The following is a 24,438-nucleotide window of genomic DNA, read 5'->3' on the forward strand; positions in this document are numbered from 1 at the left end:
CTTCCTCCCACCCACCCACGGGAGGGGACGGGCCGGAGGGGGCCTGGTGAGGGGCGTAAAGCGAAGCAGCCCCTCACCAGGCCCCCGGAGGCCCGGCACCGCACCGGAAAGCCCCGCGCAGCGGACCGCACCGGAAACGGCGCCGCACCCGGCACACGAACGCCGGAAACGGCAACACGCAGACCCGACGAGACCCGTCGGGAGAACGGAGCAGCAGGTGACCACGGCTCACCACGTCGCCGACCGGCCGAGCGAGCCCGAAGCCCGCGCGGACGCCCGCCCCACCGGGGCACCCGTAGCACCCGGCCGCCCCGCCGGGGCCGCCGACACCGTAGGCGCCGCGACCTCGCTGCTCGACGCCTACGAGCCCGGGCGCGCCCGCTTCTTCGCCTCCCCGACCCGCACCCTGCTCGCCCACGGCGTCCGCGCCGAGGTCCCGCACGGCACGGCGCCCCTGGTGCAGCGCGTCACCGAGACCCTCGACGCCCAGCTCCTGGCCGGCCACGCGGCACCCGTCGTCATCGGCGCGGTGCCCTTCGACCCCACCGCCCCCGCCGCGCTCGCCGTGCCCGAGGCCGTCCGCTGGGCCCCGCCGCTCGCCGAGGACCCGCTGATCGCCCTGCCCGCCGCCGCCCCCGCGGCCGCCCGCTGGGACATCCGCCCGGTCCCCGAGCCCGCCGTCTACGGCGCCGCCGTCGCCGAGGCCGTCCGCCGCATGAAGCGCGGCGACTTCAGCAAGGTCGTCCTCGCCCGCACCCTGGAGCTCCGCTCCGACCGCGACCTCGACCTGCCCGCGCTGCTCCAGCGGCTCGCCCGCCGCGACCCCTCCGGCTACACCTTCGCCGTGCCCTCGGCCCCCGGCCGCACCCTGCTCGGCGCCAGCCCCGAACTCCTCGTGGCCCGCCGCGGCCGCACCCTCGTGGCCAATCCGCTCGCCGGCTCCACGCCCCGCAGCGCCGACCTCGCCGAGGACGTCCGCCGCGCCGCCGCCCTGCTCCAGTCGGAGAAGGACCTGCACGAGCACGCCGTCGTCGTCGACGCCGTCCGCGAGGCCCTCGCCCCCTTCGCCCGCACCCTCGACGTGCCCGCCCGCCCCACCCTGGTGCGCACCGCCGCCATGTGGCACCTGTCCACGACCGTCACCGGCGAGCTGGCCGACCCGGCCGTCTCCGCCCTGGAGCTGGCCGCCGCCCTCCAGCCCACCCCGGCGGTCTGCGGCACCCCCACCGACGTCGCCCGCGACGTCATCACCGAGCTGGAGCCCTTCGACCGCGGCGCCTACACCGGCATGGTCGGCTGGGGCGACGCCCGGGGCGACGGCGAATGGGTCGTCACCATCCGCTGCGCCGAGGCCGAGGGGCGCACCCTGCGGCTGTTCGCCGGCGCCGGTGTCGTCGAGCAGTCCTCGCCGGAGGCGGAGACCGCCGAGACCGGCGCCAAGTTCCGTACGTTCCTCGACGCCGTCGGCGCGGACCAGCAGGAGGCCGGCCGATGAGCCAGCGCACCACCACCCAGGACGCCCCCGGCTACCCCGCCGAGTACGCCGAGCGCTACCGCGCCGCCGGCTACTGGCGCGGCGAGACCTTCGGGCGGATGCTCCGCGACCGCGCGGCCGCCCACCCGGACCGGATCGCGATCGTGGACCCCGGCAGCGCGCCGGGCGGCGCGGACCGCCGGGCCTGGACGTACGGCGAGCTCGACGCGCGCGCCGACCGGCTCGCCGCGGGCTTCCTGGCGAGCGGCATCGCCAAGGGCGACCGGGTCGTCCTCCAGCTGCCCAACATCGCCGAGTTCTTCGAGGTCGTCTTCGCCCTCTTCCGCATCGGCGCCCTGCCCGTCTTCGCGCTGCCCGCCCACCGCGAGAGCGAGATCCGCCACTTCTGCGCCTTCACCGAGGCCGTCGCCTACGTCATCCCCGACGTCGAGGCCGGCTTCGACCACCGCGAGCTGGCGAGCAAGGTCCGGGCCGGGGTCGGCACCCTCCGGCACGTCTTCGTCGTCGGCGACCCCGGCGAGCACACCGCGCTGCGCGACGTCGCCCGCGACCCGGTGGAGATCACGGACGGCCCCCGCCCCGACGACCTGGCCTTCCTCCAGCTCTCCGGCGGCTCCACCGGAGTGCCCAAGCTCATCCCGCGCACCCACGACGACTACATCTACTCCCTGTGGGGCTCCAACGAGCTCTGCGCCGTGGACGAGCACAGCGTCTACCTCTGCGCCCTGCCCGCCGCCCACAACTTCCCGCTGAGCTCGCCCGGCACCCTCGGCGCCCTCTACGCCGGCGCCCGCGTCGTCCTCGCCCCCCGGCCGAGCCCCGACGTCGCCTTCCCCCTCATCGAGCGCGAGGGCGTCACCCTCACCGGGCTCGTACCGCCCCTCGCCCTGGTGTGGACCGAGGCCGCCGCGGCCACCCCGTACGACCTCTCCAGCCTGGACGTCCTGCTCGTCGGCGGCGCCAAGTTCAGCGAGGAGGCCGCCCGCCGGGTGACGCCCGCGCTCGGCTGCCGGCTCCAGCAGGTCTTCGGCATGGCCGAGGGCCTGGTGAACTACACCCGCCTCGACGACCCGTACGAGACCGTCGTCACCACCCAGGGCCGCCCGATCTCGCCCGACGACGAGATCCGCGTCGTCGACGACGAGGACAACGACCTGCCCGTGGGCGGGACCGGACACCTCCTCACCCGGGGCCCGTACACCATCCGCGGCTACTGGCGGGCGCCCGAGCACAACGCCACCGCCTTCACCGCGGACGGCTTCTACCGCACCGGCGACATCGTCCGGCAGACGGAGACCGGCCACCTCGTCGTCGAGGGGCGGGCCAAGGACCAGATCAACCGGGGCGGCGAGAAGGTCGCCGCCGAGGAGATCGAGAACCACATCCTCGCCCATCCGGCCGTCCACGACGTCGCCGTCGTCTCCATGCCCGACGACTACCTGGGCGAGCGCACCTGCGCCTACATCGTCCTGCGCGAGGGCGCCGAACCACTGAAGCCCCTCGCCGTCAAGAAGTTCGTCCGCGAGCGCGGGCTGGCCGCCTACAAGGTCCCCGACCGGGTGGAGTTCGTCGCGGAGTTCCCGCAGACGGGTATCGGCAAGGTGTCCAAGAAGGACCTCCGCGCCGCCATCGCCGCCCGGCTCGTCACCGCCCAGCACTGAGAAAGGCCCACCGAACACCATGGCGCTCCCTGCCATCGCCCCGTACCCGATGCCGACCGCGGACGACCTGCCCGCGAACAAGGTCGGCTGGACCGTCGACCCGGCCCGGGCGGTCCTGCTCGTGCACGACCTCCAGAACTACTTCCTCGGCGCGTTCGAGGCGGGCGCCTCGCCCGTCACCGAGCTGCTCGCCAACGTCGCCGCCCTCAAGGAGCAGTGCGACCGGCTGGGCGTGCCCGTCGTCTACTCCGCGCAGCCCGGCGGCCAGAGCGCCGCCGAGCGCGGCCTCCAGCAGGACTTCTGGGGCCCCGGCCTGCCCGACGACGAGGACGCCAAGGCGATCGCCCCGGCCGTCGCGCCCACCGGCGCCGACACGGTCCTGACGAAGTGGAAGTACAGCGCTTTCGTCCGCACCGACCTCGCCGAGCGGATGGCCGCGCAGGGCCGCGACCAGCTGATCATCGTCGGCGTGTACGCGCACATCGGCGTGCTGATGAGCGCCGCCGACGCCTGGATGCGCGACATCCGGCCCTTCCTCGTGGCCGACGCCGTCGCGGACTTCTCCGCCGAGGACCACGCCATGGCACTGCGCTGGGCCGCCGCCAAGTGCGCCGTGGTGACCACCACCGACCGGCTCTTCGAAGGGGCGTAACTCCCATGGCTCTCACCCTCGACCAGATCCGGGCCGATGTCGCCGACGTCCTCGGGGAGGCCCCCGCGGACATCCCCGACGACGAGAACCTCGTCGACTACGGCCTCGATTCGGTGCGCATCATGACCCTCGTCGAGCGCTGGCGCCGTGACCACGGCACCGAGGTCACCTTCGTGGACCTCGCCGAGCAGCCGGCCATCGAGCAGTGGGTCCCCCTCCTGGGGGCCCGGACGTGAACGCCCGCACGCTCGACCGGGCACCCCTCCCGGCACCCTCCGGCGCGCGGCCCACGCCCGCGCCGGAGGGGCTGCCCCTCACCGCGGCCCAGTCGGGCATGTGGTTCGCCCAGGCGCTCGACGCCGGCAGCCCCGCCCTGAACACCGCCGAGTGCATCGAGATCCACGGCGACGTGGACCCCGCCCTCTTCGCCGACGCCCTGCACCGCACCGTCGGCGAGGCCGACGCCCTGCGCGTACGGATCGCGGACACCGCCGACGGGCCGCGCCAGTCGCCCATCGCCGTCGAACCGCCCGGCCACGGCTTCCCCCTTTACGCCGCCGACCTCCGCGACCAGGGCGACCCCGAGGGCACCGCGCGGGCCTGGATGCGCGCCGACGCCGCCGAGCCCTTCGACCTCGCGACCGGACCGCTCTTCGCCCACGGCCTCTTCCGCGTCGGCGACCACCGCTGGCTCTGGTACCAGCGCGTCCACCACGCCGTCCTGGACGGCTACGGCTACTCCCTCGTCGCCCGCCGCGTCGCCGAGGTCTACTCCGCGCTCGCCGCCGGCACCGACCCGGGCCCGAGCCCCTTCGGCCGCCTCGCCGCCCTCGTCGAGGAGGACGCCGCCTACCGCGACTCGCCCGCGCGGGGCCGCGACCGCGCCCACTGGCTCGCGGGCTTCGCCGACCGCCCCGAGGCGCCCACCCTGGCCGGCCGCACCGCCCTGCCCTCCCGCACCTCCGTGCGCAGCACCGCCCACCTCGCCCCCGAGCGCACCGACCGGCTCCGCCGGCTGGCCGCCTCCGTCCGGGCGACCTGGACCGACGTGCTCTTCGCCACCCAGGCCCTCTACCTCGCGCGCGCCACCCGCAGCGAGGAGGTCGTACTGGGCCTGCCCATGATGGGCCGGATGGGCTCGGTCGCCCTGCGCGTCCCCGGCATGGTCATGAACGTCCTGCCGCTGCGGCTGACCGTCACCGCCGACACCACCTTCGCCGAGCTGACCCGCCAGGTCGTCCTCGGCATCCGCGCCGCCCGCCGCCACCAGCGCTACCGCTACGAGGACATCCGCCGCGACCTCGGCCTCCTCGGCGAGGGCCGCGCCCTGGTCGGCCCGCTCGTCAACGTCATGCCGTTCGACTACGGACTGACCTTCGCCGGCGCCCGCTCCGACGCCCACAACATCGCCTCCGGCCCGGTCGACGACCTCACCGTCAACATCTACGACCGCGCCGACGGCTCCGGCCTGCGCGTCGACTACGACGGCAACCCCGCCCTCTACCGGCAGGACGAACTCGCCGCCCACCAGGACCGCTTCCTCGACCTGCTGGCCCGGATCGCCGATCGCGACCCGCACCTGCCGCTGGGCGGCCTCGCCCTGGCCACCGACGCCGAGTGCGCGCGGGTCCTCACCGAGTTCAACGACACCGCCGTCGAGCTGCCGCCGACCACCCTGATCGGCCCCATCGAGGCCCGCGCCGCCCGCACCCCCGGCGCCACCGCCCTCGTCTCGGGCCCGGAGACCCTGAGCTACGCCGAGCTCAACGCCCGCGCCAACCGCCTCGCCCGGCACCTGACCGCCCTCGGCGTACGGCCCGGCGCGCTCGCCGCCGTCGCCCTGCCCCGCTCCACCGACCTCGTCGTCGCCCTGCTGGCCGTCCTCAAGGCCGGCGGCGCCTACCTGCCGCTGGACACCGCGCACCCCGCCGCCCGGCTCACCGCCGTCCTCGACGCCGCCCGGCCCGTCTGCGTGCTGACCGACCTGGCCGGCCGCGCCGCGCTGCCCGCCCCCTCCGCGCGAGGCACCACCCCGGCCGTCGTCGCCCTCGACGACCCGGCGCTGCGCGAGGAACTGGCGGCGCTGCTCCCCACCGACCCCGGCCGGGCGCTCACCCCGCAGCACCCCGCCTACGTCCTGCACACCTCCGGCTCCACCGGTACGCCCAAGGGCGTCGTCGTCCCGCACTCCGCGATCGACAACCGGCTGCGCTGGATGCAGGACCGCTACCGGCTCGCACCCGGGGACCGGGTCCTGCAGAAGACCCCCACCGGATTCGACGTCTCCGTCTGGGAGTTCTTCTGGCCGCTGCGCGAGGGCGCCACCCTCGTCGTCGCCGGCCCCGACGACCACCGCGACCCCGCCCGCCTCGCCCGTACCGTCCGCGAGCAGGGCGTCACCGCCGTCCACTTCGTCCCCTCCATGCTCCGGCTCTTCCTCGCCGAGCCCGGCGCCGCCGCGTGCACCGGGCTGCGCCACGTGTTCAGCAGCGGGGAGGCCCTGCCCCGGGACACGGCCGACGCCTTCCACCGCCTGCTGCCCGGCACCGCGCTGCACAACCTCTACGGGCCCACCGAGGCCGCCGTCGACGTCACCCACCACACCTGCGAGCCGGGCGAGACCGGCCCCGTGCCCATCGGCCGGCCCGTCTGGAACACCCGCCTCTACATCCTCGACACCGCGGGCCGGCCCTGCCCGCCCGGCGTCCCCGGCGAACTCCACCTCGCCGGCGCCCAGCTCGCCACCGGCTACCTCGGCCGGCCCGACCTGACCGCCGAGCGCTTCGTCCACGACCCCTACGGGCCCCCCGGCGCGCGCATGTACCGCACCGGCGACCTCGCCCGCTGGCGCGAGGACGGCTCGGTCGAGTACCTGGGCCGCACCGACCGCCAGGTGAAGGTGCGCGGCCAGCGCGTCGAACTCGACGGGATCGAGGCCGTCCTGGCCACCCACGAGCACGTCGCCGCCGCCTGCGCCCTGGTCCGCGAGGACCGCCCCGGCGACCCCCGCCTGGTCGCCTATGTGACTCCGGCCTCGGCGGATGCCGCCGCCGAGGCCGGTGGACCGGACCCCGCCGCGCTGCGGGCCCATGTCGCCGCCCGGCTGCCCGAGGCCATGGTGCCCACCGCCGTCGTGGTCCTGGACGCCTTCCCCGCCGGCCCCAACGGCAAGCTGGACCACGCCGCCCTGCCCGCCCCCGGCACCGCCGCCACCAGCGGCGGGCGGGAGCCGCGCGACGCCCGCGAGGAGGCCCTCACCCGCCTGTTCGCCGAAGCGCTCGGCCTGCCGCACGTCGGCGTCGACGACAGCTTCTTCGAACTCGGCGGCAACTCCCTCCTCGCCGCCCGGCTCGCCGCCCGCGTCCGCGACGTCCTCGGCGCGGACCTCCCCATGGGCACCCTCTTCCAGGCCGCCACCCCGGCGGCCGTCGCCGACCGGATGCACGCCGACGGCACGGCGGACGAGGCCGCGCTCGGCCCCGTCCTGCCGCTGCGCCCGGCCGGCGCCGGCACCCCCCTGTTCGCCCTGCACCCGGCGGCGGGCCTCGGCTGGTGCTACACCGCCCTGCTCACCCACCTCGCCCCGGACCAGCCGCTGTACGGGCTCCAGGCCCCCGGCCTGCGCCCCGGCGACGCCCCGCCCGAGCCGTACGCCTCCCTGGAGGAGATGGCCGCCGCGTACGCGGAGCGCATCCGCGGGATCCGGCCGCACGGCCCCTACCGCCTGCTGGGCTGGTCGGCGGGCGGCGTGCTCGCCCACGCCGTCGCCGTCCTCCTCCAGGAGGCGGGCGAGCGGGTGGAGCTGCTGGCGATGATGGACGGCTATCCGTCCGGCCAGTGGCGCGAGCGCCTCGGCACGGTCGAAGCCGACGCCCTCGCGGCGCTGCTGGAGACGGCGGGCTGCGCGGCCGGGGAGACGCCGCTCACCCGCGAGGCCGTCACCACCCGGCTGGGCGCCGCGGACAGCGCGTTCGCCACGCTGCCCGCCGCCACCCTGGCCGCGGTCGTCGACACCGCGGTCCGCACCACCGCGCTCACCCGCGGCCACCGGCACCGGGTCTTCGACGGCGACGTCCTCTTCTTCACCGCCGCGGCGCCCCGCGCCGAGACATGGCTCACCCGCGACGCCTGGCGGCCGTACGTCACCGGTAATCTGATCAACCGTGACATCGACTGCGCCCACGCGGACATGACGCGGCCCGGACCGGCCGCGGAGGTCGCCCGGGCGGTGACCGCGCACCTGGGGGAGAAGAGCGGATGAACGAGGGCGGCGGCGTTCCGGGGCGGACCGGCGGGGTGACGCCCAGGATCCTGGGCCGGGACCCGCTGCCCGGCGGCTGGGTCCGCGGCGGCCCGCCCCAGGTGTGGCTGCTGCGGATCGCCGACCACGCGCCCGAGCCGCCCGAGGTGTACGAGCGGATCCTGGACGCCGGTGAGCGGGCCCGGGTCACGGCGTTCTTCCGCGACCTCCACCGGGAGCGCTACACGGCCGCCCACCTCGGGCTGCGGCGTCTGCTCGGCGCCTATCTGGGCACCGCCCCGGCGGACGTCGCGCTGATGCGCGAGCCCTGCCCGGGCTGCGGGAAACCGCACGGCCGGCCCGCGGTCGCCGGGGCGCCGCTGCACTTCAACCTCTCGCACGCGGGCGACCTCGCGCTCTTCGCCTTCGCGGACACCCCGGTGGGCGCGGACGTCGAGGAGGAGCAGTCCGCCGAGGTCGTCGCCGAGGTGGCGCGGATGCTCCACCCCGACGAGACCGCCGAGATCGGCGCCCTGCCCGGCCCGGACCGGGCGGCGGCCTTCGCCCGCTGCTGGACCCGCAAGGAGGCGTACCTCAAGGGCACGGGCACGGGCCTGTCGGAGAGCCCGGCCGTGACCTACGTCGGCTCCGGAGCGGCTCCGACGTCCCCGGCGGGCTGGACCCTCACGGACGTGTCGGCGGGCGCGGGCCACGCGGCGGCGATCGCGGTGGCGACGGCCTGAGCGACCTACGGTCCGGGGGCCCGGCCCCGGATCCCGGGCCGGGCAGCCGGCCCGTCCGGTGTGTGAGGACGCCGCGCGCGGCGAGGCCGGGCCGGGGTCAGTTCTTCGGCAGGGTCACGGACAATCCGTGCCGGAAGACGTTCCCGGGGTCGTACCGCTTCTTCACTTGCTGCAGCCGCGCGTAGTTGTCCTTGTAGTACAGCGCGTGCCACGGCACCCCCGAGGTGTTCTGCGCGGGGTCGGCCATGTCCGTGTCCGGGTAGTTGACGTAACAGCCGTCGCTCTGGCCGCCCAGTCCCGGCACCCCGCCCGTCGCCGCGAAGAACCTCCCGTAGAAGCCCCGGAGCCAGCCGAGGTGGGTGGCGTCCTGCGCCGGGTCGTTCCAGAACGTCTGGAACAGCATCTTGAGGGACGCGCTCCGCTGGGGGTAGGCGGTGGCGTCCGGGGCGACGGCGTTGACCTGCCCGCCGACGGGGAACAGCACCAGCATGGTGCGGGCGTTGCGGTACCCCGGGTCGGTCATCGCCGCGTACACGGCCGCGACCTGCGCGTCCGTGAAGTTCGCGCGCAGATAGCCGGACTTGTGGGCACCGCGCATCGTGGGGTCGTTGAGCGTGGAGTTGCTCGTGCCGATCAGCCGGGTGGCCTGGAGCCAGGGGAGCTGCCGCGCCGCCGCGAGCTGCGGCATCGCGGGCAGCTCGCCGTTCGGCCGGTCCAGGGCCCTGGCCCGGGCGCCGGTTCCCGCGGTCACCGCGCTCAGGTACTCGTCCATGAGCTGTGCGGCGCCCGGCACCGTGGCGTCGACCTGGGTGAACATCCCGATCACGCCGTTGGCCTGGGAGGAGATGTTGAGGATGCTGTTGAGGTGGCGGTTCCTGGAATCCGGGGCGCTGTTGGCCTCGAACCAGGCGCCGTAGTTCTTCAGCAGCCGGGTGAAGCCCTGCTCGTCCAGCTGGCTCCAGGGGATACCGACGGCGTTGACCAGCACGTTCGACGGCGGAGAGATCAGCTGGGCGCCGGGCGCCGTGCCGGTGGCGCCCGGCGACCGGAACCAGTAGCGGGTCACCAGGCCGAAGTTGCCGCCGCCCCCGCCGGTGTGCGCCCACCACAGGTCGCGGTCGGGGTCGTTCGCCTCCCGGGTGGCGCGGACGACCCGGGTGTTGCCGGCGGCGTCGGTGACGACGACCTCCACCGCGTAGAGGTGGTCGACGACCAGCCCGTGCCGGCGGGAGAGCAGCCCGTAGCCGCCGCCGGCCACATGGCCACCGATGCCGACGCCGTAGCAGGTGCCGCCCGGGATGGTGACGCCCCAGCCCTTGTACAGGGACTCGTAGACGTTGAGCAGCCGGGCGCCGGGCTCGACGGAGAAGGCCCGCATGGCCGGGTCGTACCCCACCCGGTTGAGCTCGGAGAAGTCCAGGATGACCTTGACGTCCGGGTGGCTCACGAAGTCGGCGAAGCAGTGGCCGCCGCTGCGGGCCACGACCCGCTTGCCCGCCCTGACGGCGTCGCCGAGCGCCTTCGCGGCGTCGGCCGTGGACTTGATCATCTTGATGTAGTCGGGCCGGGCGGCGAAGCGCATGTTGTTGCCGGTGGTCAGCGGGGCGTAGCGCCCGTCGGCCGGCAGGACGGTGGCGCCGCCCGCGGTCTCCAGCGAGGACCCGGACTCGCCGGGCGCGGGTTCGTCGGCCGCGAGGGCCGGTGCGGCGAGGCCGCCGAGGGCGGTGCCTCCGGTGACGGCGGCGGTCCGTCTGATGAGGGTACGGCGATCCATGGGCATGGCGAATTCCCCCGTGTCGGTCTGCGTGCGGAAGCGAAGTCACGCCGAGCGCAAGGCAGTTGTGCGTCATATGCGACGAGCCGCTCGACGTCTTGGGGGATTGAACTCCGGAATCGACGGTTCACCGGAGTGGCCTTGGTCATAGCCTGCGTCGCCGCGGCGCGGAAGCGCCGTGCGTGGGCGGCTCCCTGCGCCGCCGCCGACGGAACGCCGGATACCGCCGGGGCGCGGTGGGCGCCGGCGGCGGGCGGATCTGTCATGTCGGGGGAGCGGGGGGAATGTGGAGGGGGCCCGCCGCACGGCGGACCCCCTCCACATTCCTTCCCGACGGCCCGCGCGTCAGCGCTTGGCCGACGGCCCGTTGCCCAGGGCCGAGCCGCCGCTCACGTCGATGACCTGGCCGGTCGTCCAGCCCGAGGCGTCCGAGGCCAGGAACGCCGCCACGCCGGCCACGTCGGCGGGCGTGCCGGTCCGGCCCAGGGCCGACCAGCTCTCGGCCGTGGCGCGCATCTCCGGTATCGCGAGCCACGGGTTGAGGTCCGTCTCGATGATGCCGGGCGCCACCGCGTTCACGGTGATGCCCCGGGGCGCCAGGGCCTCGGCGAGCGTCAGGGTCAGGGTGTCGATCGCGCCCTTCGTGGCCGAGTACGCCACGATGTTCGGCATCGCGATCCGGGTGGTGGCGCTGGAGAGGTTGATGACGCGCCCGCCGTCGCGCAGCCGCCCGAGGGCCTGCTGGGTGATGAAGAACAGGGACTTCACGTTGACCGCGAAGACACGGTCGAAGTCCGCCTCCTGCACGCCCTCGACGGGGGCGAGCAGCCCGATGCCGGCGTTGTTGACGAGGATGTCCAGCCCGTCGGCGTGCCGGTCGAACTCGGCCCACAGCGCCGCCGCGTCACCGGGTACGCCCAGCTCGGCGCGGAGGGCGAACGCCTCGCCGCCCGCGTCCTGGATCGCCGCCACGACGCTCTTGGCCGCGTCGTCGTTGCTGCCGTAGTGCACGCCGACCCGCGCTCCCTCGGCGGCCAGTCGCTCGGCGATGGCCCGGCCGATGCCCCGGCTCGCGCCGGTGACGAGGGCGGTCTTACCCGTAAGTGCACCCATGGCACTGCTCCCCTTCTGTAGCGATCGCTATACGGCGGGACCATAACACAATGGTTAGCGGTCGATATAGAATTCGCCCATGGCAGTGAGACAGCGTGGCCGCCCCCGTTCCTTCGACCGCGAGGCGGCCCTGGAGACGGCGACCCTCGCCTTCTGGGAGCACGGTTACGAGGCGACGTCGGTCGCCGACCTGACCCGCGCCATGGGCATCGCCCCGCCCAGCCTCTACGCCGCGTTCGGGAACAAGGAGGCGCTCTTCGCCGAGGTCGTCGAGGTCTACGGACGGACGTACGGCGACTTCGTGCGCCGGGCTCTGAAGGAGGAGCCGACCGCGCTCGGCGCCCTCGGCCGCGTGCTGCGCGAGGCCGCGCGCGAGTACACCGAGCCGGGTCGCCCCACCGGCTGTCTGACGCTGCTGGCGGCCACCGGCTGCACCACCTCCTCGGCCGAGGCGGAGGAGGTGCTGCGGGCCCGCCGGGCCGCCACCGTCGCGGCGTTCGAGCGCCGTATCGGCGCCGGGGTCGCCGACGGCGAACTGCCGCCGGACACCGACGCGGCCACCCTGGCGCGCTGCGTCGTCGGGATGATGCAGGGCCTCTCCCAGCAGGCGCGCGACGGCGCCACGCGGGAGCAGTTGGCGGCCGTCGCGGCGGCGGCGGAGCGGATGTGGCCGGTGCCGGATGGCGGGAGCCCGCCGGAGGCCGGTGCGGCTCCGTCCGCAGACCCTGCCTGACCTGCGGCGTCGCCAGGGCGTCATACTTTGTCTTCCATCGAGTGATTATCGGAAGACAGGAAGCGCGGTGACGGAGACCCCCGCCCCGGCCCCGGCCGCCCTCCCGGCGCACCCGCCGACGAAGGCGCTCCCGAGGCGGCGGCACGCGGGCGCGTCGGAGACCAGGCGGGTCATCGGCATCGCCGCGGCCTCGATCGTGCTCGGCGTCGCCGCGGTCGTCGGCCTGGGCGTGTGGCTGGTGCGGTCCATGGGGCCCATGGACGGTGTCTCCCCCGTCGGTTGCGCGGAGGCCCTGTCGTTCGCGGGCGGGGAGCTGCCCGAGCGGGCCACGGACGAGAGCTGCGAGAAGAAGAACACCCTGATGGGGCCCGATATGCGGGGCACGTTCCGGATGCCGCGCGCCGACGTGCACGCCTGGCTCGCGGCCTACCCCGGCGACCGCAGCCGCTCGATCGACAAGGAGACGCCCGACGGCATCAGGGCGACCCTCGACGGCGTCGTCCTGGACGTCGACGACCCGCCGGACGCGCACCCCAACGCCGACGTCGTCCAGCTGACGGTCACCTACGAGGGCGAGCGGACCGCCCGGGTCAGGTTCGAGACCTTCAACAACTGAGGCCGCTCCCGGCGGCCGGACGGGCGCAGGGGCCCGCCCGTCTCGCGGCCGGTGGCGCCGTGGTCCCGCCATCGCCCGCGAGGAGCCGGCCGCCCGCGCCCGAAGGGGGGCTGGGCGCGGGCGGCCGGCGGTCCCGGGCGCCGGATGGTGGGGGACCCGGCACCCGGGAGTCTTCGGGCTACGGCGTGGTGCAGATGACGAACGCCCTGATGGACTCGTTCACGCTGTTGGTGTTCGTGCCTCTGATGACCCAGGACCGGCCGCTCGCGAAGGAGTCGGTGAAGAAGACGCGGATGGCACTGGTCGTGCCGCCGCCGCCCGTCGGCACCTGGCCGGCCGGACACGTCACCGTGGCCGCGCGGTTGGTGTTCGGCTCCACCGTCACGAAGTCCCCGAAGAACTGGTTGTGCGCGGCCAGCGAGTCCGCGTCCTTCTCCGCCTTCTGCTGGCTCGGTGCCACGATCCCCGGCTTGTTCTTGGGTCCGTCCTCCGCGGTGGCCGTGGCCGTGCCGATGGCGAGGGCCGCGAGTGCCGTCATGGCAAGGATGGGGGTGCGTCGTTTCATCTCGACCTCCTGTTGCCGCGATGCCTTGGCCTCCCAAGGGATGCGGAAGTTCCGCCTCCTAACGCTACGGAGGGGGGTCGCACGCTCACAGGGGGTGGTGGGTGGTACGTGAGGGGCGCGCGGGGGCGCGGATGTTTGCGACGGGTGCCACCGAGTGCGCCGTCCCGGGGCGGACGGCTTCCGGGCCCGTCCCCGGCGCGGGGCGCTCGCGCACCGCGCGGCGCCGGCCCGCGAACCCCGGAACGGTGAGGTCAGGGCACCCCCCAACGCCGTACTCGGCCCGTACGATGAGGAGATGGTGCTTGATCATCCCGTGGCCGGTGACGGCCGCTATCTCGCCCTCGGGCCCCGTGTCGCCATCCGCCCCGTCACTCGCGCGGACGGCCCGGAGTTCACCCGGCTGGTGCGCGCCAGCGTGGACCTGCACCGGCCGTGGCTCTCGATGCCCGACACCGAGAGCGCCTTCGCCGCCTATGTCGAACGGTTGGACGGCGAACAGCGTGTGGGGCTGCTCGTCTGCCTGCCCGCCGAGGACGGCGCGGCCGAGACGCCGGCCGGGTTCGTCAACATCAACAACATTGTGCGCGGCGCCTTCCGGTGCGGAGCGCTCGGCTACGGCGCCTTCGCGCCCTCCGCGGGCCGCGGCCATCTCGGCGAGGGCCTCGGGCTCGTACTGCGGTACGCCTTCGGCCCGTTGGGGCTGCACCGCCTGGAGTCGAACATCCAGCCGGGGAACGCCGCGTCGATCCGGCTGGTGAAACGGCACGGCTTCCGGCTGGAGGGGTTCTCGCCCGACTTCCTCTTCATCGACGGGGCCTGGCGCGACCACGAACGCTGGGCGATCACCGCCGACATGCCGCCCGCGCCCTAGCGGCGCCGGGCCGGACTCACACCGAGCGCCGCACCAGAAGCCACACCGAGAGCCGCACCAGAACCCGCACCGAAAGCCGCACGCCAAGCCGTAGCGAAAAGACGCCGAGAGCTCCACCAGGGTCCGAGAGAACGAGGTGCCGTGCCCACGACCATCCGACGTGCCGTGCTGTCCCTGCCCGCCGCCCCGCTGGGCCCCGAGAACCCGCTGCCCGCGCTGCTGCCGCCCTTCAGACCCCACCGCCCCGACGCCGCGCAACGCGCCGCCCTGCCCGCCGCGATGGCCCGTCAGGTCGGCTACGCCCCGCTCCGCACGGTGCTGCCCGTACGGCGGCGTGACGGATACGCCCGCGAGCGCGTCCCCACCGACGTCGAGGCGCTCATCCTCGAGAACGACCGGTTGCGCGCCACGGTCCTGCCCGGCCTCGGCGGCCGGGTGCACTCGCTCGAACACAAGCCGACCGGCCGGCAGCTCCTCTATCGCAACCCGGTGCTCCAGCCCGCCGAGTTCGGGCTGAACGGCGCGTGGTTCTCCGGCGGCATCGAGTGGAACACCGGCGCCACAGGGCACTCGCCGCTCGCCACGGCCCCGGTACACGCCGCCCGGGTGCCGGCCCCCGGGGGCGGCGAGATGCTGCGGCTGTGGGAGTGGGAACGGATGCGCGACCTGCCGTTCCAGGTCGACCTCTGGCTGCCCGACGGCTCCGACTTCCTCCACGTGGGCGTACGGATCCGCAATCCCCACGAACGCCCCGCGCCCGTCTACTGGTGGTCCAACATCGCCGTGCCCGAGGCGGCCGGCACCCGCGTCCTCGCCCCGGCGGACGAGGCGTGGCGGTTCGGCTACGAACGCACCCTGCGCCGGGTGCCGGTCCCGGAATGGGAGGGCGCCGACCGCACGTACCCGCTCCGCAGCACGCACGCCGCCGACTTCTTCTACGACGTGCCGGACGGCGGCCGCCGCTGGATCGCCTCCCTCGACGCGGAGGGCTCCGGCCTCGTACAGACCTCGACGGACCTGCTGCGCGGCCGCAAGCTCTTCGTGTGGGGCTCCGGACCCGGCGGGCGGCGCTGGCAGGAGTGGCTGACCGAACCCGGCACGGACGGCTACGCCGAGATCCAGGCGGGGCTCGCCCGCACCCAGCTGGAACACGTACGGCTGGAGGCGGGCGGGGAGTTCTCCTGGCTGGAGGCGTACGGCCCGCTGACGGCCGACGCCGGGCGCGTGCACGGTGCCGACTGGGCGGCGGCCCGGGACGAGGCCGGGGCCCGCCTGGAGGCGGCGCTGCCGCGCGCCGCGGTGGCGGAGGCGTACGAGGCGTGGCGCCCGTACGCCGACCTCGACCCCAAGGAGAGCCTGGCCACCGGCTCCGGCTGGGGAGCCCTGGAGGTCGAGCGCGGCCGGTACGAGCTGCCCGGCACCCCGTTCGACGCGGGGACGCTGGGCGAGGAGCAGGAGCCCTGGCTGGCCCTGCTGCGCTCGGGCTCCCTGCCCGTGCCGGCGCGGGCGCTGCCCCCGGAGCCGACGCTGGTGTCGCCGCACTGGCGGGACCTGCTGGAGCTGGCCGAGACCGGCGACGACCTTCAGGACCACCACCTCCACTACCACCTCGGCGTGGCCCGCTGGCACGCGGGCGACCGCTCGCAGGCCGTCCGCAGCTGGGAGCAGACCGGGGGCGGCCACTGGCCGTCAACGCGCTGCCTCGCCGTCGCCGACCAGGCGGACGGCCACCCCGAGCGGGCCGCCGACCGCTTCCTCCAGGCGTACGAGGGCGCCCGCGCGCGGCACGGGGACGGCGTCTCCTGGACGGCCGCGATGGCGGCCCTGGGCCGGGAGGCGGCCGAGGCCCTGCTCGCGGTGGGGCGCGCCGACGACGCCGGAGCCGTGCTGGACGGGCTGCGCCCGGCCGTCCTGGCGCGGGGGCGCTTCACGCTGCTGCGGGCCCGGGTGCTCCTCGCGCGCGGCGACGCGGCGGGGGCGCGGGCGCTCTTCGACGAGGGCTTCGAGGTCGACGACCTGAGGGAGGGCGACGAGACGCTCGCCGACACGTGGTACGCGGTCGCGGAGCGGCTGCTCGCGGACGGCGGCCCCGTCACGGAGACGATCCGGTCGAGGGCGCGCGCCGAGCACCCGCTGCCCCGGAGGTACGACTTCCGGATGCGGCCCGCGCGGCTTCCCGAGGGCTGAGGCGTACGGGGGGCGCGGGCCCGTACGCGTGGTGGACGCCGCCGGCGCCGTCCGGTGCGGGCCCGCATCGGCGGGCGGTCCGGGGCCGGGGCCCGGGGTCCGGCGAGGATTCGGTTCCCCCCGGCCGCCCGGCCCGTACGCCTGCCGGTCCCGGCGCCCCCCGCCCGGGCCCTACCCCGGCTTGCGGTCGACGTACTCGAACACCGACCCGTCCGGATGGCGCGCCACCAGATTGCGCCCGATGGGCGTCGGCACGGGCCCGGCGATGATCTGCGCGCCGACCGCCCGGAGGTCGTCCAGCGCCTCGTCGACGTCCGTCACCGCGATGGTCGCCGTGATGTTCCGCAGCACCGACAGCTCCCGCTCCGGACCGCTCATCAGGAAGAAGCAGCCGACCGCCGCGACGCTCACCCCGGCGCGTTGGAAGCGCATCGCCTCGGCCCCGGTCAGCCGCTCGTACACCCCGATCGCCGATTCCAGATCGTCGACGCACACCCGTAGCGAAGTCCCCAGAATGTTCATGGGAACAAGGCTAGTTGGCGTCGTCGGAGAGGGAAGGGGATCTCCTCCGGGTGCTTCCGGTAGGCGTCCGTGAGCGCCTCACCCGATGCGGTGATGGCTCGAACGACGGTTCGCCGCCCTCGGTCCCGGGGTCCTGCCGCAGTACCGGGGCCGCCGTCCGGCCCATGCCGCCGGGCGCGCCGGTCGCCGCCCGGCGGACGCGCGCGGACAATAGGCCCCATGACCCGTGAGACCCCGGGGGCGAAGGCCCTGCTGTCCCGGCACGGCGAGGCGCTCGCCCTCTTCACCGAGCGCGTGCACGCCGTCCGCGCCGACCAGTGGGACGCGCCCACGCCCTGCACCGACTGGTCGGTACGCGAGCTGGTCAACCATCTGGCGGTCGAGCAGCTGTGGGTGCCGCCGATGCTGGACGGCGCGTCCGTCGCGGACCTCGGCGACTCGCTGGACGGCGACCTGCTCGGCGACGACCCGGCCGCCGCCTGGGACGACGCGGCCGCCGCGGCCCGTACCGCCTTCGCGGCCCCCGGCGCCCTGGACCGCACGACGCTGCTCAGCCAGGGGCCCACCCGGGCCGACGCCTACTGCGCGCAGATGACGGCCGACGCGATCGTGCACGCCTGGGACCTCTCCCGTGCGATCGGCGCGGACGAGGCGCTGCCGGGGGCTCTGGTCGAGTTCGCGCGGCGGGAGGTGGAGCCGTATGCGGATTCGCTGGTGGGTACGGGGTTGTTCGCGGCGGCTGTGGAGGTGCCGGTGGGGGCGGATGCGCAGGCTTTGCTGCTGGGGTTGTTGGGGCGTCGGGTCTGAGGGGGCGGGTCGCCGCTGCGCGGGGCTTTTTCCCCTACCCGCCCCTTCCCGAATGTCCTCAATCGCCGGACGGGCTGAAATTCAGCCCGTCCGGCGTTTGAGGACACCGGGTCCGGGGCGGAGCCCCGGTTACGGGAAGGGGCGGGGCTGGGGAAAAAGCCCCGCGCAGCGGCAACCAGACACCGCACCCCACGCCGTCACGGACGCGGCACCCGCCGGAACACCGCCAGAAACACGTCGCGGAACGCCTTCAGATCGTCCGGCCTACGGCTCGTCACCAGCGTCGTCGGCCCCGCCGTGCACACCTTCACCGGCTCGTCCACCCAAGTGCCCCCCGCGTTGCGGATGTCGGTCCGCAGGCTCGGCCACGACGTGAGCGTCCGGCCGCGCACCACGTCGGCCTCCACGAGCGTCCACGGCGCGTGGCAGGTCGCCGCGACCGGCTTGCCCGCGTCGAAGAAGCCCCGGACGAACGCGACGGCCCGCTCGTCCAGGCGCAGCGCGTCGGGGTTGGCGACCCCGCCGGGCAGCACCAGCGCGTCGTACTCCGAGACGCCCGTGCCGCCGACGACCTTGTCCACGGGGAAGACGTCGGCCTTGTCGAGGTGGTGGAAGGCCCGGACGGTCCCGGAGTCGGTCGACACGAGGACGGGGGAGCCGCCCGCCTCCTTCACGGCCCGCCACGGATCGGTCAGTTCGGTCTGCTCGACGCCCTCCGGCGCCACAAGGAATGCCACGTTCATGAGGAGGGGGTCCTTTCGGTGAGAACGGGAGGAGGGGTGCGGGGGCGGCGGCCGCGGGCGTCTCCGGGGCGGGCTTCCGCGCTCACCCGCCGCCCTCCCGGGGCGCGGTGGAGCCGGTGGCCCCCGGGGCCTGTCGGCGTGCGCCGCCGCCCTGGCCCCGCTTGGGCCCGCCCGGCAGGAAGTCCTGCACCTTCGCCTTGAGGCCCTGCCGGATCATGCCCGCGCGGTCGGCGTCACCCCTGACGACGGAGGCGGCCGTGGACTCGATCTGGTCCCAGTCCGCGTGCGGCGGGATCGGCGGCACCGCCGGGTCGGTCAGGAACTCCACGACGGCGGGCCCCTCGGCGGCCAGCGCCTGCCGCCAGGCGCCCTCGACGTGCTCCGGCTTCTCCACCCGGATGCCCGTCAGCCCGATCGAGCGGGCGAAGGAGGCGTAGGAGACGTCGGGCAGTTCCTGCGACGGCAGGAACTGCGGGGAGCCGCTCATCGCCCGCATCTCCCACGTCACCTGGTTCAGGTCGTGGTTGTTCCACACCCCCACGACCAGCCGGGGATCGTCCCACTGCGCGTGGTACTTGGCCGCCGTGATCAGCTCGGCCATCCCGTTCATCTGCATCGCGCCGTCCCCGACCAGGGCCACCACCGGCCGGTTGGGGTGGGCGAACTTCGCGCCGATCGCGTACGGCACGCCGCAGCCCATCGTGGCGAGCGTCCCCGACAGGGAGCCGCGCATCGTGCCCCGCATCCGGACGTGCCGCGCGTACCAGTTGGCGACCGAACCCGAGTCGGAGGTCAGGATCGCGTTGTCCGGCAGCAGCGGGGACAGCGCCCGGGCCACGTGCTCCGGGTTGATGGGATCGGCGCTCACCGCGGCCCGCCGCGCCATCACCTCGTCCCAGCGCGCCACCCCGGCCCGCACCCCGTCCTGCCAGGTCCGCTCCTCCTTGCGGCGGAGCAGCGGGAGCAGCCGCTGGAGGGTGGCCCGGGCGTCGCCGATCAGGTTCACCTCGTACGGGTAGCGCAGGCCGACCAGGTGCGGGTCGATGTCGATCTGCACCGCCCGCGCCTGGCCGAACTCCGGCAGGAACTGGGTGTAGGGGAAGTTGGAGCCGATCGTCAGCAGGGTGTCGCAGTCGCGCATCAGCTCGTACGAGGGGCGGGTGCCCAGCAGCCCGATCGAGCCGGTGACGTACGGCAGTTCGTCGCTCAGCGCGTCCTTGCCCAGCAGCGCCTTCGCCACCCCGGCGCCCAGCACGTCCGCGATCTCCTCGGTCTCCGCGCGGGCGCCCGCCGCGCCCTGCCCGATGAGGATCGCGACCTTCTCACCGGCGTTGAGCAGCTCCGCCGCCCGGGCCAGCGACTCGTCCGAGGGCACCGCCTGCCAGCCGCTGCGGTCCAGGCTGGAGGGCACCATCTTGAACGCGTGCGTGGGCGGTGTGTAGGCGAGGTCCTGTACGTCGCCGGGGATGATGAGGGCCGTCGGCGCGCGGCGCGCGTAGGCGGTGCGGATGGCGCGGTCCAGGACGTTCGGCAGCTGCTCGGGCACGTAGACCGTCTCCAGGAAGTCGGAGGCGACGTCCTTGAAGAGGGTGTGCAGGTCGACCTCCTGCTGGTACGCGCCGCCCATCGCCGACCGGTGGGTCTGGCCGACGATCGCGACCACCGGCACATGGTCGAGCTTCGCGTCGTAGAGCCCGTTGAGCAGGTGGATCGCGCCCGGCCCGGAGGTGGCGACGCAGACCCCCAGCCGGCTGCTGAACTTGGCGTAGCCGACGGCTTCGAAGGCGGACATCTCCTCGTGCCGCGACTGGATGAACCGAGGCTGGTTGTCCGCCCGCTCCCACGCCGCCAGCAGCCCGTTGATCCCGTCCCCCGGATAGCCGAAGACCTGCTCCACGTCCCAGGCGCGCAGCCGCGCCAGGATGAAGTCGGCCACCTTCTGACTCATCGTGTTCTCCACCTTCTCGGGTCTCGCGGGCTTGGGGGAGGGCTTGGGGTTTTGGCCAGCCGGTCAGCCGGTCAGCCGGGGCAGTACCTCGGTGCGGTAGAAGTCGAAGAAGCCCTGCTGGTCGGGGCCGATCTGGGCCACGTGCACCCGGTCGAAGCCCGCGTCGGCGTAGGCGCCGAGCGCGCGGACGTGCTCGTCCACGTCGGCGCCGCAGGTGACCGCCGCGTCGGTCCGCTCACGCGGCACCAGGGTGACCGCCTGTTCGAAATGGGTGGGCGTGGGCAGGATCTGCCCCAGCTCACCGGGCAGCCGCTCGACGGCCCACAGCCGGTGCGCGAGGTCCCGCGCCGACTCCTGGTCGGGCCCCCAGCACACCTTCACGCCGCCCACGACGGGTTTCGCACCGCCGCCCCCGCGCCGGAAGCGTGCCACGGCGTCCGCGTCGGGCCCGGTGGTCACCAGCCCGTCGCCGATCCGCCCGGCCACCTCGGCCGCCGCGGGCCCGAACGCCGACACGTCGATGGGCACGGGCTCGTCGGGCACGGTGTAGAGCCGGGCGTTCTCCACCGTGTAGTGCTTGCCGCGGTGGCTGACCTCGCTGCCCTCGAAGAGCAGCCGCATCACCTGTACGGCCTCCTCCAGCATCTCCAGCCGCACCGGCGCCTGTGGCCACGCGTCACCGAGGACGTGCTCGTTCAGGGCCTCGCCGCTGCCCACCCCGAGCCGGAAGCGGCCGCCCAGGAGCACGGCGCTGGTGGCCGCGGCCTGCGCGACCACCACCGGGTGCAGCCGGATCGTCGGACAGACCACCGCGGTCTGCACCGGCAGCGACGTGGCCTGCGACAGTGCCCCGATCACCGACCAGACGAACGGACTCTGTCCCTGCTCCCCGGTCCACGGATGGAAGTGGTCGGAGATCCACAGCGAGGTGAAACCGGCCTGTTCCGCCATCCGGGCCTGTTCGACCAGTGCGGCGGGGGTGTGCTCCGCGCAGGACAGGAAGTAGCCGTACTCGGTCATCCGGGCCGTTGCCTCCTCGCCGCTTAGTGGTGTGCGGCGGGACGGGTAACCGATCACGGGGGGTCGAAACGTGCGGGTGCCCGCGGCGCCCGGCCCGCGGGCACCCGCACCACGGCGCCCCCGGCACCGCTCCCGCCCCCGGCCGCGCCGACGCCACCCGGCCGAGGCTCACCCTCCCGGCCCGTGTCGCACCGCCGCGCCACCCATGATCTGCGAAGGTGGACGCACGACGGACGCGGGCGGAGGTACGGACAGATGCAGGCGAGCCTTCCGGCACCGCCGGCCGGCGCCGCGCCCGAGCGGGGCCTGCCCGTGCTCCCGGAGCTCGCCGCGCGGCTGGCCGGCGCCGCCGCGCGGAGCGAGCCCGAACCCGCGGGCGGCGGCTTCGGCCTGCTCGCCGCCGCCTGCGGCTACTGGGCGCGCCGCGGCCTGCCGACCGACCCCGGCCACGTCGTCGCCGCACCCGGCGCCCAGCCGCTGCTGCTCGCCCTGCTCGCCGCGGCGGGCGGCGACGTCCTGCTGACCCGGCCCTGCGCCGCCTGGTACGCGCCGCTCGCCCGCCTCGCCGGACGGACCGCCTTCCATGTGCCCGTACCGGCCGAGTGCGGCGGCGTCCCCGACCCGTTCGCGCTGCTGGAGACCGTGCGCCGGATCCGCGCCGAGGGCGGCCGGCCCCGGGTGCTGCTGCTGTCCGTCGCCGACGACCCCACGGGCAGCGTCGCCCCGCCCGAACTCCTGCGCGAGGTCTGCGAGGCGGCGGTCGCCGAGCGGCTGACCGTCATCAGCGACGAGACCTGGCGCGACATGCGCCACGACCCGCGCGGCACGGTCTTCCTGGGCCCCGCGGAGATGTGGCCCGAGGACGTCGTCGTCCTCACCGACCTCGCGGGCGCCCTCACCCCCACGGCCTGGCCCGTCGCCGTGGCCCGCTTCCCCGCCACCGGCCGCGGCCCGGTGCTCCGCGCCCGGGTCACCACCGCCCTCACCGCCGTACGGGCCGAACTGCCGCCCCCCGTGGCCGAAGCGGCCGCGTACGCCCTCGCCGAGCCCGCGCCCGTACGCGCCCGGACCGCCGCCGCCGTACGGCTCTACGCCACTCTGGCCACGGCGGCCCGCGAGCGGCTCGACGACCTCGGTGTGCTCAGCCGTCCCCCCGAGGCCGGCCCCTATCTCTACGCCGACCTCGGCGAGCTGCGCGACGCCCTCGCCGCCCGCGCCATCACCGACTCCGTGGAGCTGGAGGCCCACCTCAGCGCGGCTCTGGGCCGCCCCGTGCCCGGCGGCCACCGCTTCGGCGACGCCCCCGACGACCTCCGGGTCCGGCTGTCCACCCCGCCGCTCCTCGGCACCACCGACGACCAGCGGCAACGCGCCCTGGACAGCCCGGATCCACTGGCCCTGCCGGAGGTCGGCGCCGCACTGACCGAATTCGCATCGGCGTTCCGCCGGCTCGCGGCCGGCTGACCTACCGTCGTGCCGACCGCTTCCGCCCGCACCGGCACCCCGGCTCACCCGGACCCTCCGTCCGGACGGTCCGTTCCGTACGTCCCGGCCGCCCCCGTGGCACCCCGCGCCCGTTCCCCCCGGCCGTCGCCCGGGGCGGCGCGGCGCACCGCCCCGGTTCCCCACCGAATGGAGCCCCCTCGATGACCGAACAGACCGAGCGCTCCCTCGCCGAGCCCCTCCCACTGGGCGAACCCCGCCCCCTCGGCGAACGCCGCGTCTGGCCACGGACCTTCGTCGACCGCCTCACCGCGCCGCTGCCCGGTGTCCGCGCCCTGGCCAGACTGGCCCGCGAGGGCCGGCTGCGCCCCAGCCCCGAAGCGCTCCGGGAGGTGTCCGCGCTGCCGGTCGAGCCCGGCCCGCTGCCCGTCGTCGACGCCGCCACGACCGCCGTCACCTGGGCCGGGCACGCCAGCTGGGTGCTGCGCGTCGGCGGTCTCACGGTCCTCACCGACCCCGTCTGGTCCCGCAGGATCCTCGGCACGCCGCCCCGGCTCACCCCCGTCGGCGTCCGCTGGGAGGACCTGCCGCCCGTCGACGCCGTCGTCATCAGCCACAACCACTACGACCACCTCGACGCGCCCACCCTCAAACGGCTGCCCCGCGACACCCCGCTGCTGCTGCCCGCGGGCCTCGCCCGCTGGGCGCGCCGCCGCCGCTTCACCCACGTCACCGAGCTCGACTGGTGGGAGGCGGTCGAACTGCCCGGCCCGGCCGGACCGGTCCGCTTCGACTTCGTCCCCGCCCACCACTGGAGCAAGCGCACCCTCACCGACACCTGCCGCTCGCTGTGGGGCGGCTGGGTGCTGACCGCCCCGGACGGCCGGCGCGTCTACTTCGCCGGGGACACGGGCTACGGCCACTGGTTCGCCCGCATCGGCGACCGCTACCCCGGCATCGACCTGGCCCTGCTGCCCGTCGGCGCGTACGACCCGCGCTGGATGCTGGGCCCCGTCCACACCGACCCGGAGGAGGCCGTCCTCGCCTGCCAGGACCTGGGCGCCCGCGCGATGGCCCCCATGCACTGGTCCACCTTCCTGCTCTCCGCGGAACCACCGCTCGAACCCCTCATCCGCACCCGCGCGGCCTGGGCCGTGACCGGCCGCCCCCGCGAGGACCTGTGGGACCTCCCGATCGGCGGCTCCCGGGTGCTGACGCCGGGTCAGTAAGCCGCCTCCCCGCCTCCGCGATAATGATCTTTCGCCCCGGCTGCGGCCCGGCCGTCGACGGGACCGCGGACGACCT

Annotated in this window: 20 protein-coding genes; 13 read left to right on the top strand and 7 right to left on the bottom strand. The window is 75.1% G+C overall.

Annotated elements, in window-relative coordinates; all coding sequences use genetic code 11:
* The first annotated feature begins 349 nt into the window (after positions 1-349).
* The 6 genes from dhbC to AF335_RS19190 are packed head-to-tail and all read left to right on the top strand — an operon-like array spanning position 350 to position 8,791.
* Entirely contained in the window at positions 350-1,495 is a 1,146-nt protein-coding gene (gene dhbC / locus AF335_RS19165) for an isochorismate synthase DhbC (protein WP_228773077.1), read from the top strand.
* The gene (locus AF335_RS19170) at positions 1,492-3,156 is read left to right on the top strand and encodes a (2,3-dihydroxybenzoyl)adenylate synthase (protein ID WP_102919611.1); all 1,665 of its coding nucleotides are present in this window, start codon (positions 1,492-1,494) and stop codon (positions 3,154-3,156) included. Before dhbC ends, AF335_RS19170 begins: the two co-directional genes overlap by 4 nt.
* A 19-nt stretch (positions 3,157-3,175) precedes the next feature.
* Positions 3,176-3,808 carry an isochorismatase family protein gene (locus AF335_RS19175; RefSeq protein WP_102919612.1) on the top strand — a complete coding sequence of 211 codons (633 nt, stop codon included), beginning with the start codon at positions 3,176-3,178 and terminating at the stop codon, positions 3,806-3,808.
* 5 nt (positions 3,809-3,813) lie between these two features.
* Positions 3,814-4,044, top strand: coding sequence for a phosphopantetheine-binding protein (locus AF335_RS19180; protein WP_102919613.1), 231 nt, complete (start codon positions 3,814-3,816; stop codon positions 4,042-4,044).
* The gene (locus tag AF335_RS19185; RefSeq protein ID WP_376697875.1) at positions 4,041-8,069 is read left to right on the top strand and encodes an amino acid adenylation domain-containing protein; all 4,029 of its coding nucleotides are present in this window, start codon (positions 4,041-4,043) and stop codon (positions 8,067-8,069) included. Before AF335_RS19180 ends, AF335_RS19185 begins: the two co-directional genes overlap by 4 nt.
* The gene (locus tag AF335_RS19190) at positions 8,066-8,791 is read left to right on the top strand and encodes a 4'-phosphopantetheinyl transferase family protein (RefSeq protein ID WP_102919614.1); all 726 of its coding nucleotides are present in this window, start codon (positions 8,066-8,068) and stop codon (positions 8,789-8,791) included. Before AF335_RS19185 ends, AF335_RS19190 begins: the two co-directional genes overlap by 4 nt.
* A gap of 97 nt (positions 8,792-8,888) precedes the next feature.
* On the opposite strand, the gene AF335_RS19195 is transcribed toward AF335_RS19190, so the two are convergent.
* Positions 8,889-10,571, bottom strand: coding sequence for an FAD-binding oxidoreductase (locus AF335_RS19195; RefSeq protein WP_102919615.1), 1,683 nt, complete (start codon positions 10,569-10,571; stop codon positions 8,889-8,891).
* A gap of 339 nt (positions 10,572-10,910) precedes the next feature.
* Complete coding sequence (locus AF335_RS19200) at positions 10,911-11,678, bottom strand: glucose 1-dehydrogenase (protein WP_102919616.1); 768 nt, start codon at positions 11,676-11,678, stop codon at positions 10,911-10,913.
* 79 nt (positions 11,679-11,757) lie between these two features.
* On the opposite strand from AF335_RS19200, the gene AF335_RS19205 reads away from it, so the two are divergent.
* A complete protein-coding gene (locus tag AF335_RS19205; RefSeq protein WP_102919617.1) occupies positions 11,758-12,411 on the top strand; it encodes a TetR/AcrR family transcriptional regulator in 654 nt (217 codons plus the stop codon).
* Between the two features lie 67 nt (positions 12,412-12,478).
* Positions 12,479-13,027, top strand: a complete 549-nt coding sequence (locus AF335_RS19210) for a hypothetical protein (protein ID WP_102919618.1) — start codon at positions 12,479-12,481, stop codon at positions 13,025-13,027.
* Positions 13,028-13,205: 178 nt separating this feature from the next.
* Here the strand turns inward: AF335_RS19210 and AF335_RS19215 are convergent, their stop codons facing one another.
* On the bottom strand, positions 13,206-13,592 hold the full coding sequence (locus AF335_RS19215; RefSeq protein ID WP_146045566.1) for a hypothetical protein: 387 nt from the start codon (positions 13,590-13,592) through the stop codon (positions 13,206-13,208).
* Positions 13,593-13,887: 295 nt separating this feature from the next.
* Here AF335_RS19215 and AF335_RS19220 point away from each other — a divergent pair, with 295 nt between their 5' ends.
* Together AF335_RS19220 and AF335_RS19225 are read left to right on the top strand one after the other, a co-directional pair.
* The gene (locus AF335_RS19220) at positions 13,888-14,463 is read left to right on the top strand and encodes a GNAT family N-acetyltransferase (RefSeq protein WP_102919704.1); all 576 of its coding nucleotides are present in this window, start codon (positions 13,888-13,890) and stop codon (positions 14,461-14,463) included.
* 141 nt (positions 14,464-14,604) lie between these two features.
* Positions 14,605-16,650, top strand: a complete 2,046-nt coding sequence (locus tag AF335_RS19225; protein ID WP_102919620.1) for a DUF5107 domain-containing protein — start codon at positions 14,605-14,607, stop codon at positions 16,648-16,650.
* A gap of 171 nt (positions 16,651-16,821) precedes the next feature.
* Here AF335_RS19225 and AF335_RS19230 read toward each other — a convergent pair whose 3' ends face one another.
* Complete coding sequence (locus AF335_RS19230; protein ID WP_102919621.1) at positions 16,822-17,172, bottom strand: VOC family protein; 351 nt, start codon at positions 17,170-17,172, stop codon at positions 16,822-16,824.
* 219 nt (positions 17,173-17,391) lie between these two features.
* On the opposite strand from AF335_RS19230, the gene AF335_RS19235 reads away from it, so the two are divergent.
* Positions 17,392-17,979: a TIGR03086 family metal-binding protein gene (locus AF335_RS19235; protein WP_102919622.1), complete on the top strand. Its 588-nt coding sequence runs from the start codon at positions 17,392-17,394 to the stop codon at positions 17,977-17,979.
* Between the two features lie 197 nt (positions 17,980-18,176).
* Here AF335_RS19235 and AF335_RS19240 read toward each other — a convergent pair whose 3' ends face one another.
* The 3 genes from AF335_RS19240 to AF335_RS19250 all read right to left on the bottom strand — a co-directional run bounded on the left by AF335_RS19240 (position 18,177) and on the right by AF335_RS19250 (position 21,690).
* The gene (locus AF335_RS19240) at positions 18,177-18,722 is read right to left on the bottom strand and encodes a type 1 glutamine amidotransferase domain-containing protein (protein WP_102919623.1); all 546 of its coding nucleotides are present in this window, start codon (positions 18,720-18,722) and stop codon (positions 18,177-18,179) included.
* An 82-nt stretch (positions 18,723-18,804) separates the two neighbouring features.
* Positions 18,805-20,670 (bottom strand): thiamine pyrophosphate-requiring protein, encoded by a 1,866-nt coding sequence (locus tag AF335_RS19245; protein ID WP_102919624.1) that lies wholly within the window; start codon positions 20,668-20,670, stop codon positions 18,805-18,807.
* Between the two features lie 63 nt (positions 20,671-20,733).
* Positions 20,734-21,690 carry a TIGR03557 family F420-dependent LLM class oxidoreductase gene (locus tag AF335_RS19250; RefSeq protein ID WP_102919625.1) on the bottom strand — a complete coding sequence of 319 codons (957 nt, stop codon included), beginning with the start codon at positions 21,688-21,690 and terminating at the stop codon, positions 20,734-20,736.
* A gap of 255 nt (positions 21,691-21,945) precedes the next feature.
* Here AF335_RS19250 and AF335_RS19255 point away from each other — a divergent pair, with 255 nt between their 5' ends.
* Positions 21,946-23,154 carry an aminotransferase class I/II-fold pyridoxal phosphate-dependent enzyme gene (locus tag AF335_RS19255; RefSeq protein WP_102919626.1) on the top strand — a complete coding sequence of 403 codons (1,209 nt, stop codon included), beginning with the start codon at positions 21,946-21,948 and terminating at the stop codon, positions 23,152-23,154.
* 182 nt (positions 23,155-23,336) lie between these two features.
* Positions 23,337-24,362: an MBL fold metallo-hydrolase gene (locus tag AF335_RS19260; RefSeq protein ID WP_102919627.1), complete on the top strand. Its 1,026-nt coding sequence runs from the start codon at positions 23,337-23,339 to the stop codon at positions 24,360-24,362.
* Positions 24,363-24,438 lie beyond the last annotated feature (76 nt).

The organism is Streptomyces eurocidicus, assembly GCF_002891295.1.
In the GTDB taxonomy this organism is placed as follows: Bacteria; Actinomycetota; Actinomycetes; order Streptomycetales; family Streptomycetaceae; genus Streptomyces; species Streptomyces eurocidicus.

Bases quoted from the DNA above. Each gene is read 5' to 3' on its own strand.
- AF335_RS19170 (WP_102919611.1), top strand. From the start codon at position 1,492: ATGAGCCAGCGCACCACCACCCAGGACGCCCCCGGCTACCCCGCCGAG.
- AF335_RS19175 (WP_102919612.1), top strand. From the start codon at position 3,176: ATGGCGCTCCCTGCCATCGCCCCGTACCCGATGCCGACCGCGGACGAC.
- AF335_RS19180 (WP_102919613.1), top strand. From the start codon at position 3,814: ATGGCTCTCACCCTCGACCAGATCCGGGCCGATGTCGCCGACGTCCTC.
- AF335_RS19190 (WP_102919614.1), top strand. From the start codon at position 8,066: ATGAACGAGGGCGGCGGCGTTCCGGGGCGGACCGGCGGGGTGACGCCC.
- AF335_RS19195 (WP_102919615.1), bottom strand. From the start codon at position 10,571: ATGCCCATGGATCGCCGTACCCTCATCAGACGGACCGCCGCCGTCACC.
- AF335_RS19200 (WP_102919616.1), bottom strand. From the start codon at position 11,678: ATGGGTGCACTTACGGGTAAGACCGCCCTCGTCACCGGCGCGAGCCGG.
- AF335_RS19205 (WP_102919617.1), top strand. From the start codon at position 11,758: ATGGCAGTGAGACAGCGTGGCCGCCCCCGTTCCTTCGACCGCGAGGCG.
- AF335_RS19215 (WP_146045566.1), bottom strand. From the start codon at position 13,592: ATGAAACGACGCACCCCCATCCTTGCCATGACGGCACTCGCGGCCCTC.
- AF335_RS19220 (WP_102919704.1), top strand. From the start codon at position 13,888: ATGGTGCTTGATCATCCCGTGGCCGGTGACGGCCGCTATCTCGCCCTC.
- AF335_RS19230 (WP_102919621.1), bottom strand. From the start codon at position 17,172: ATGAACATTCTGGGGACTTCGCTACGGGTGTGCGTCGACGATCTGGAA.
- AF335_RS19235 (WP_102919622.1), top strand. From the start codon at position 17,392: ATGACCCGTGAGACCCCGGGGGCGAAGGCCCTGCTGTCCCGGCACGGC.
- AF335_RS19240 (WP_102919623.1), bottom strand. From the start codon at position 18,722: ATGAACGTGGCATTCCTTGTGGCGCCGGAGGGCGTCGAGCAGACCGAA.
- AF335_RS19245 (WP_102919624.1), bottom strand. From the start codon at position 20,670: ATGAGTCAGAAGGTGGCCGACTTCATCCTGGCGCGGCTGCGCGCCTGG.
- AF335_RS19250 (WP_102919625.1), bottom strand. From the start codon at position 21,690: ATGACCGAGTACGGCTACTTCCTGTCCTGCGCGGAGCACACCCCCGCC.
- AF335_RS19255 (WP_102919626.1), top strand. From the start codon at position 21,946: ATGCAGGCGAGCCTTCCGGCACCGCCGGCCGGCGCCGCGCCCGAGCGG.
- AF335_RS19260 (WP_102919627.1), top strand. From the start codon at position 23,337: ATGACCGAACAGACCGAGCGCTCCCTCGCCGAGCCCCTCCCACTGGGC.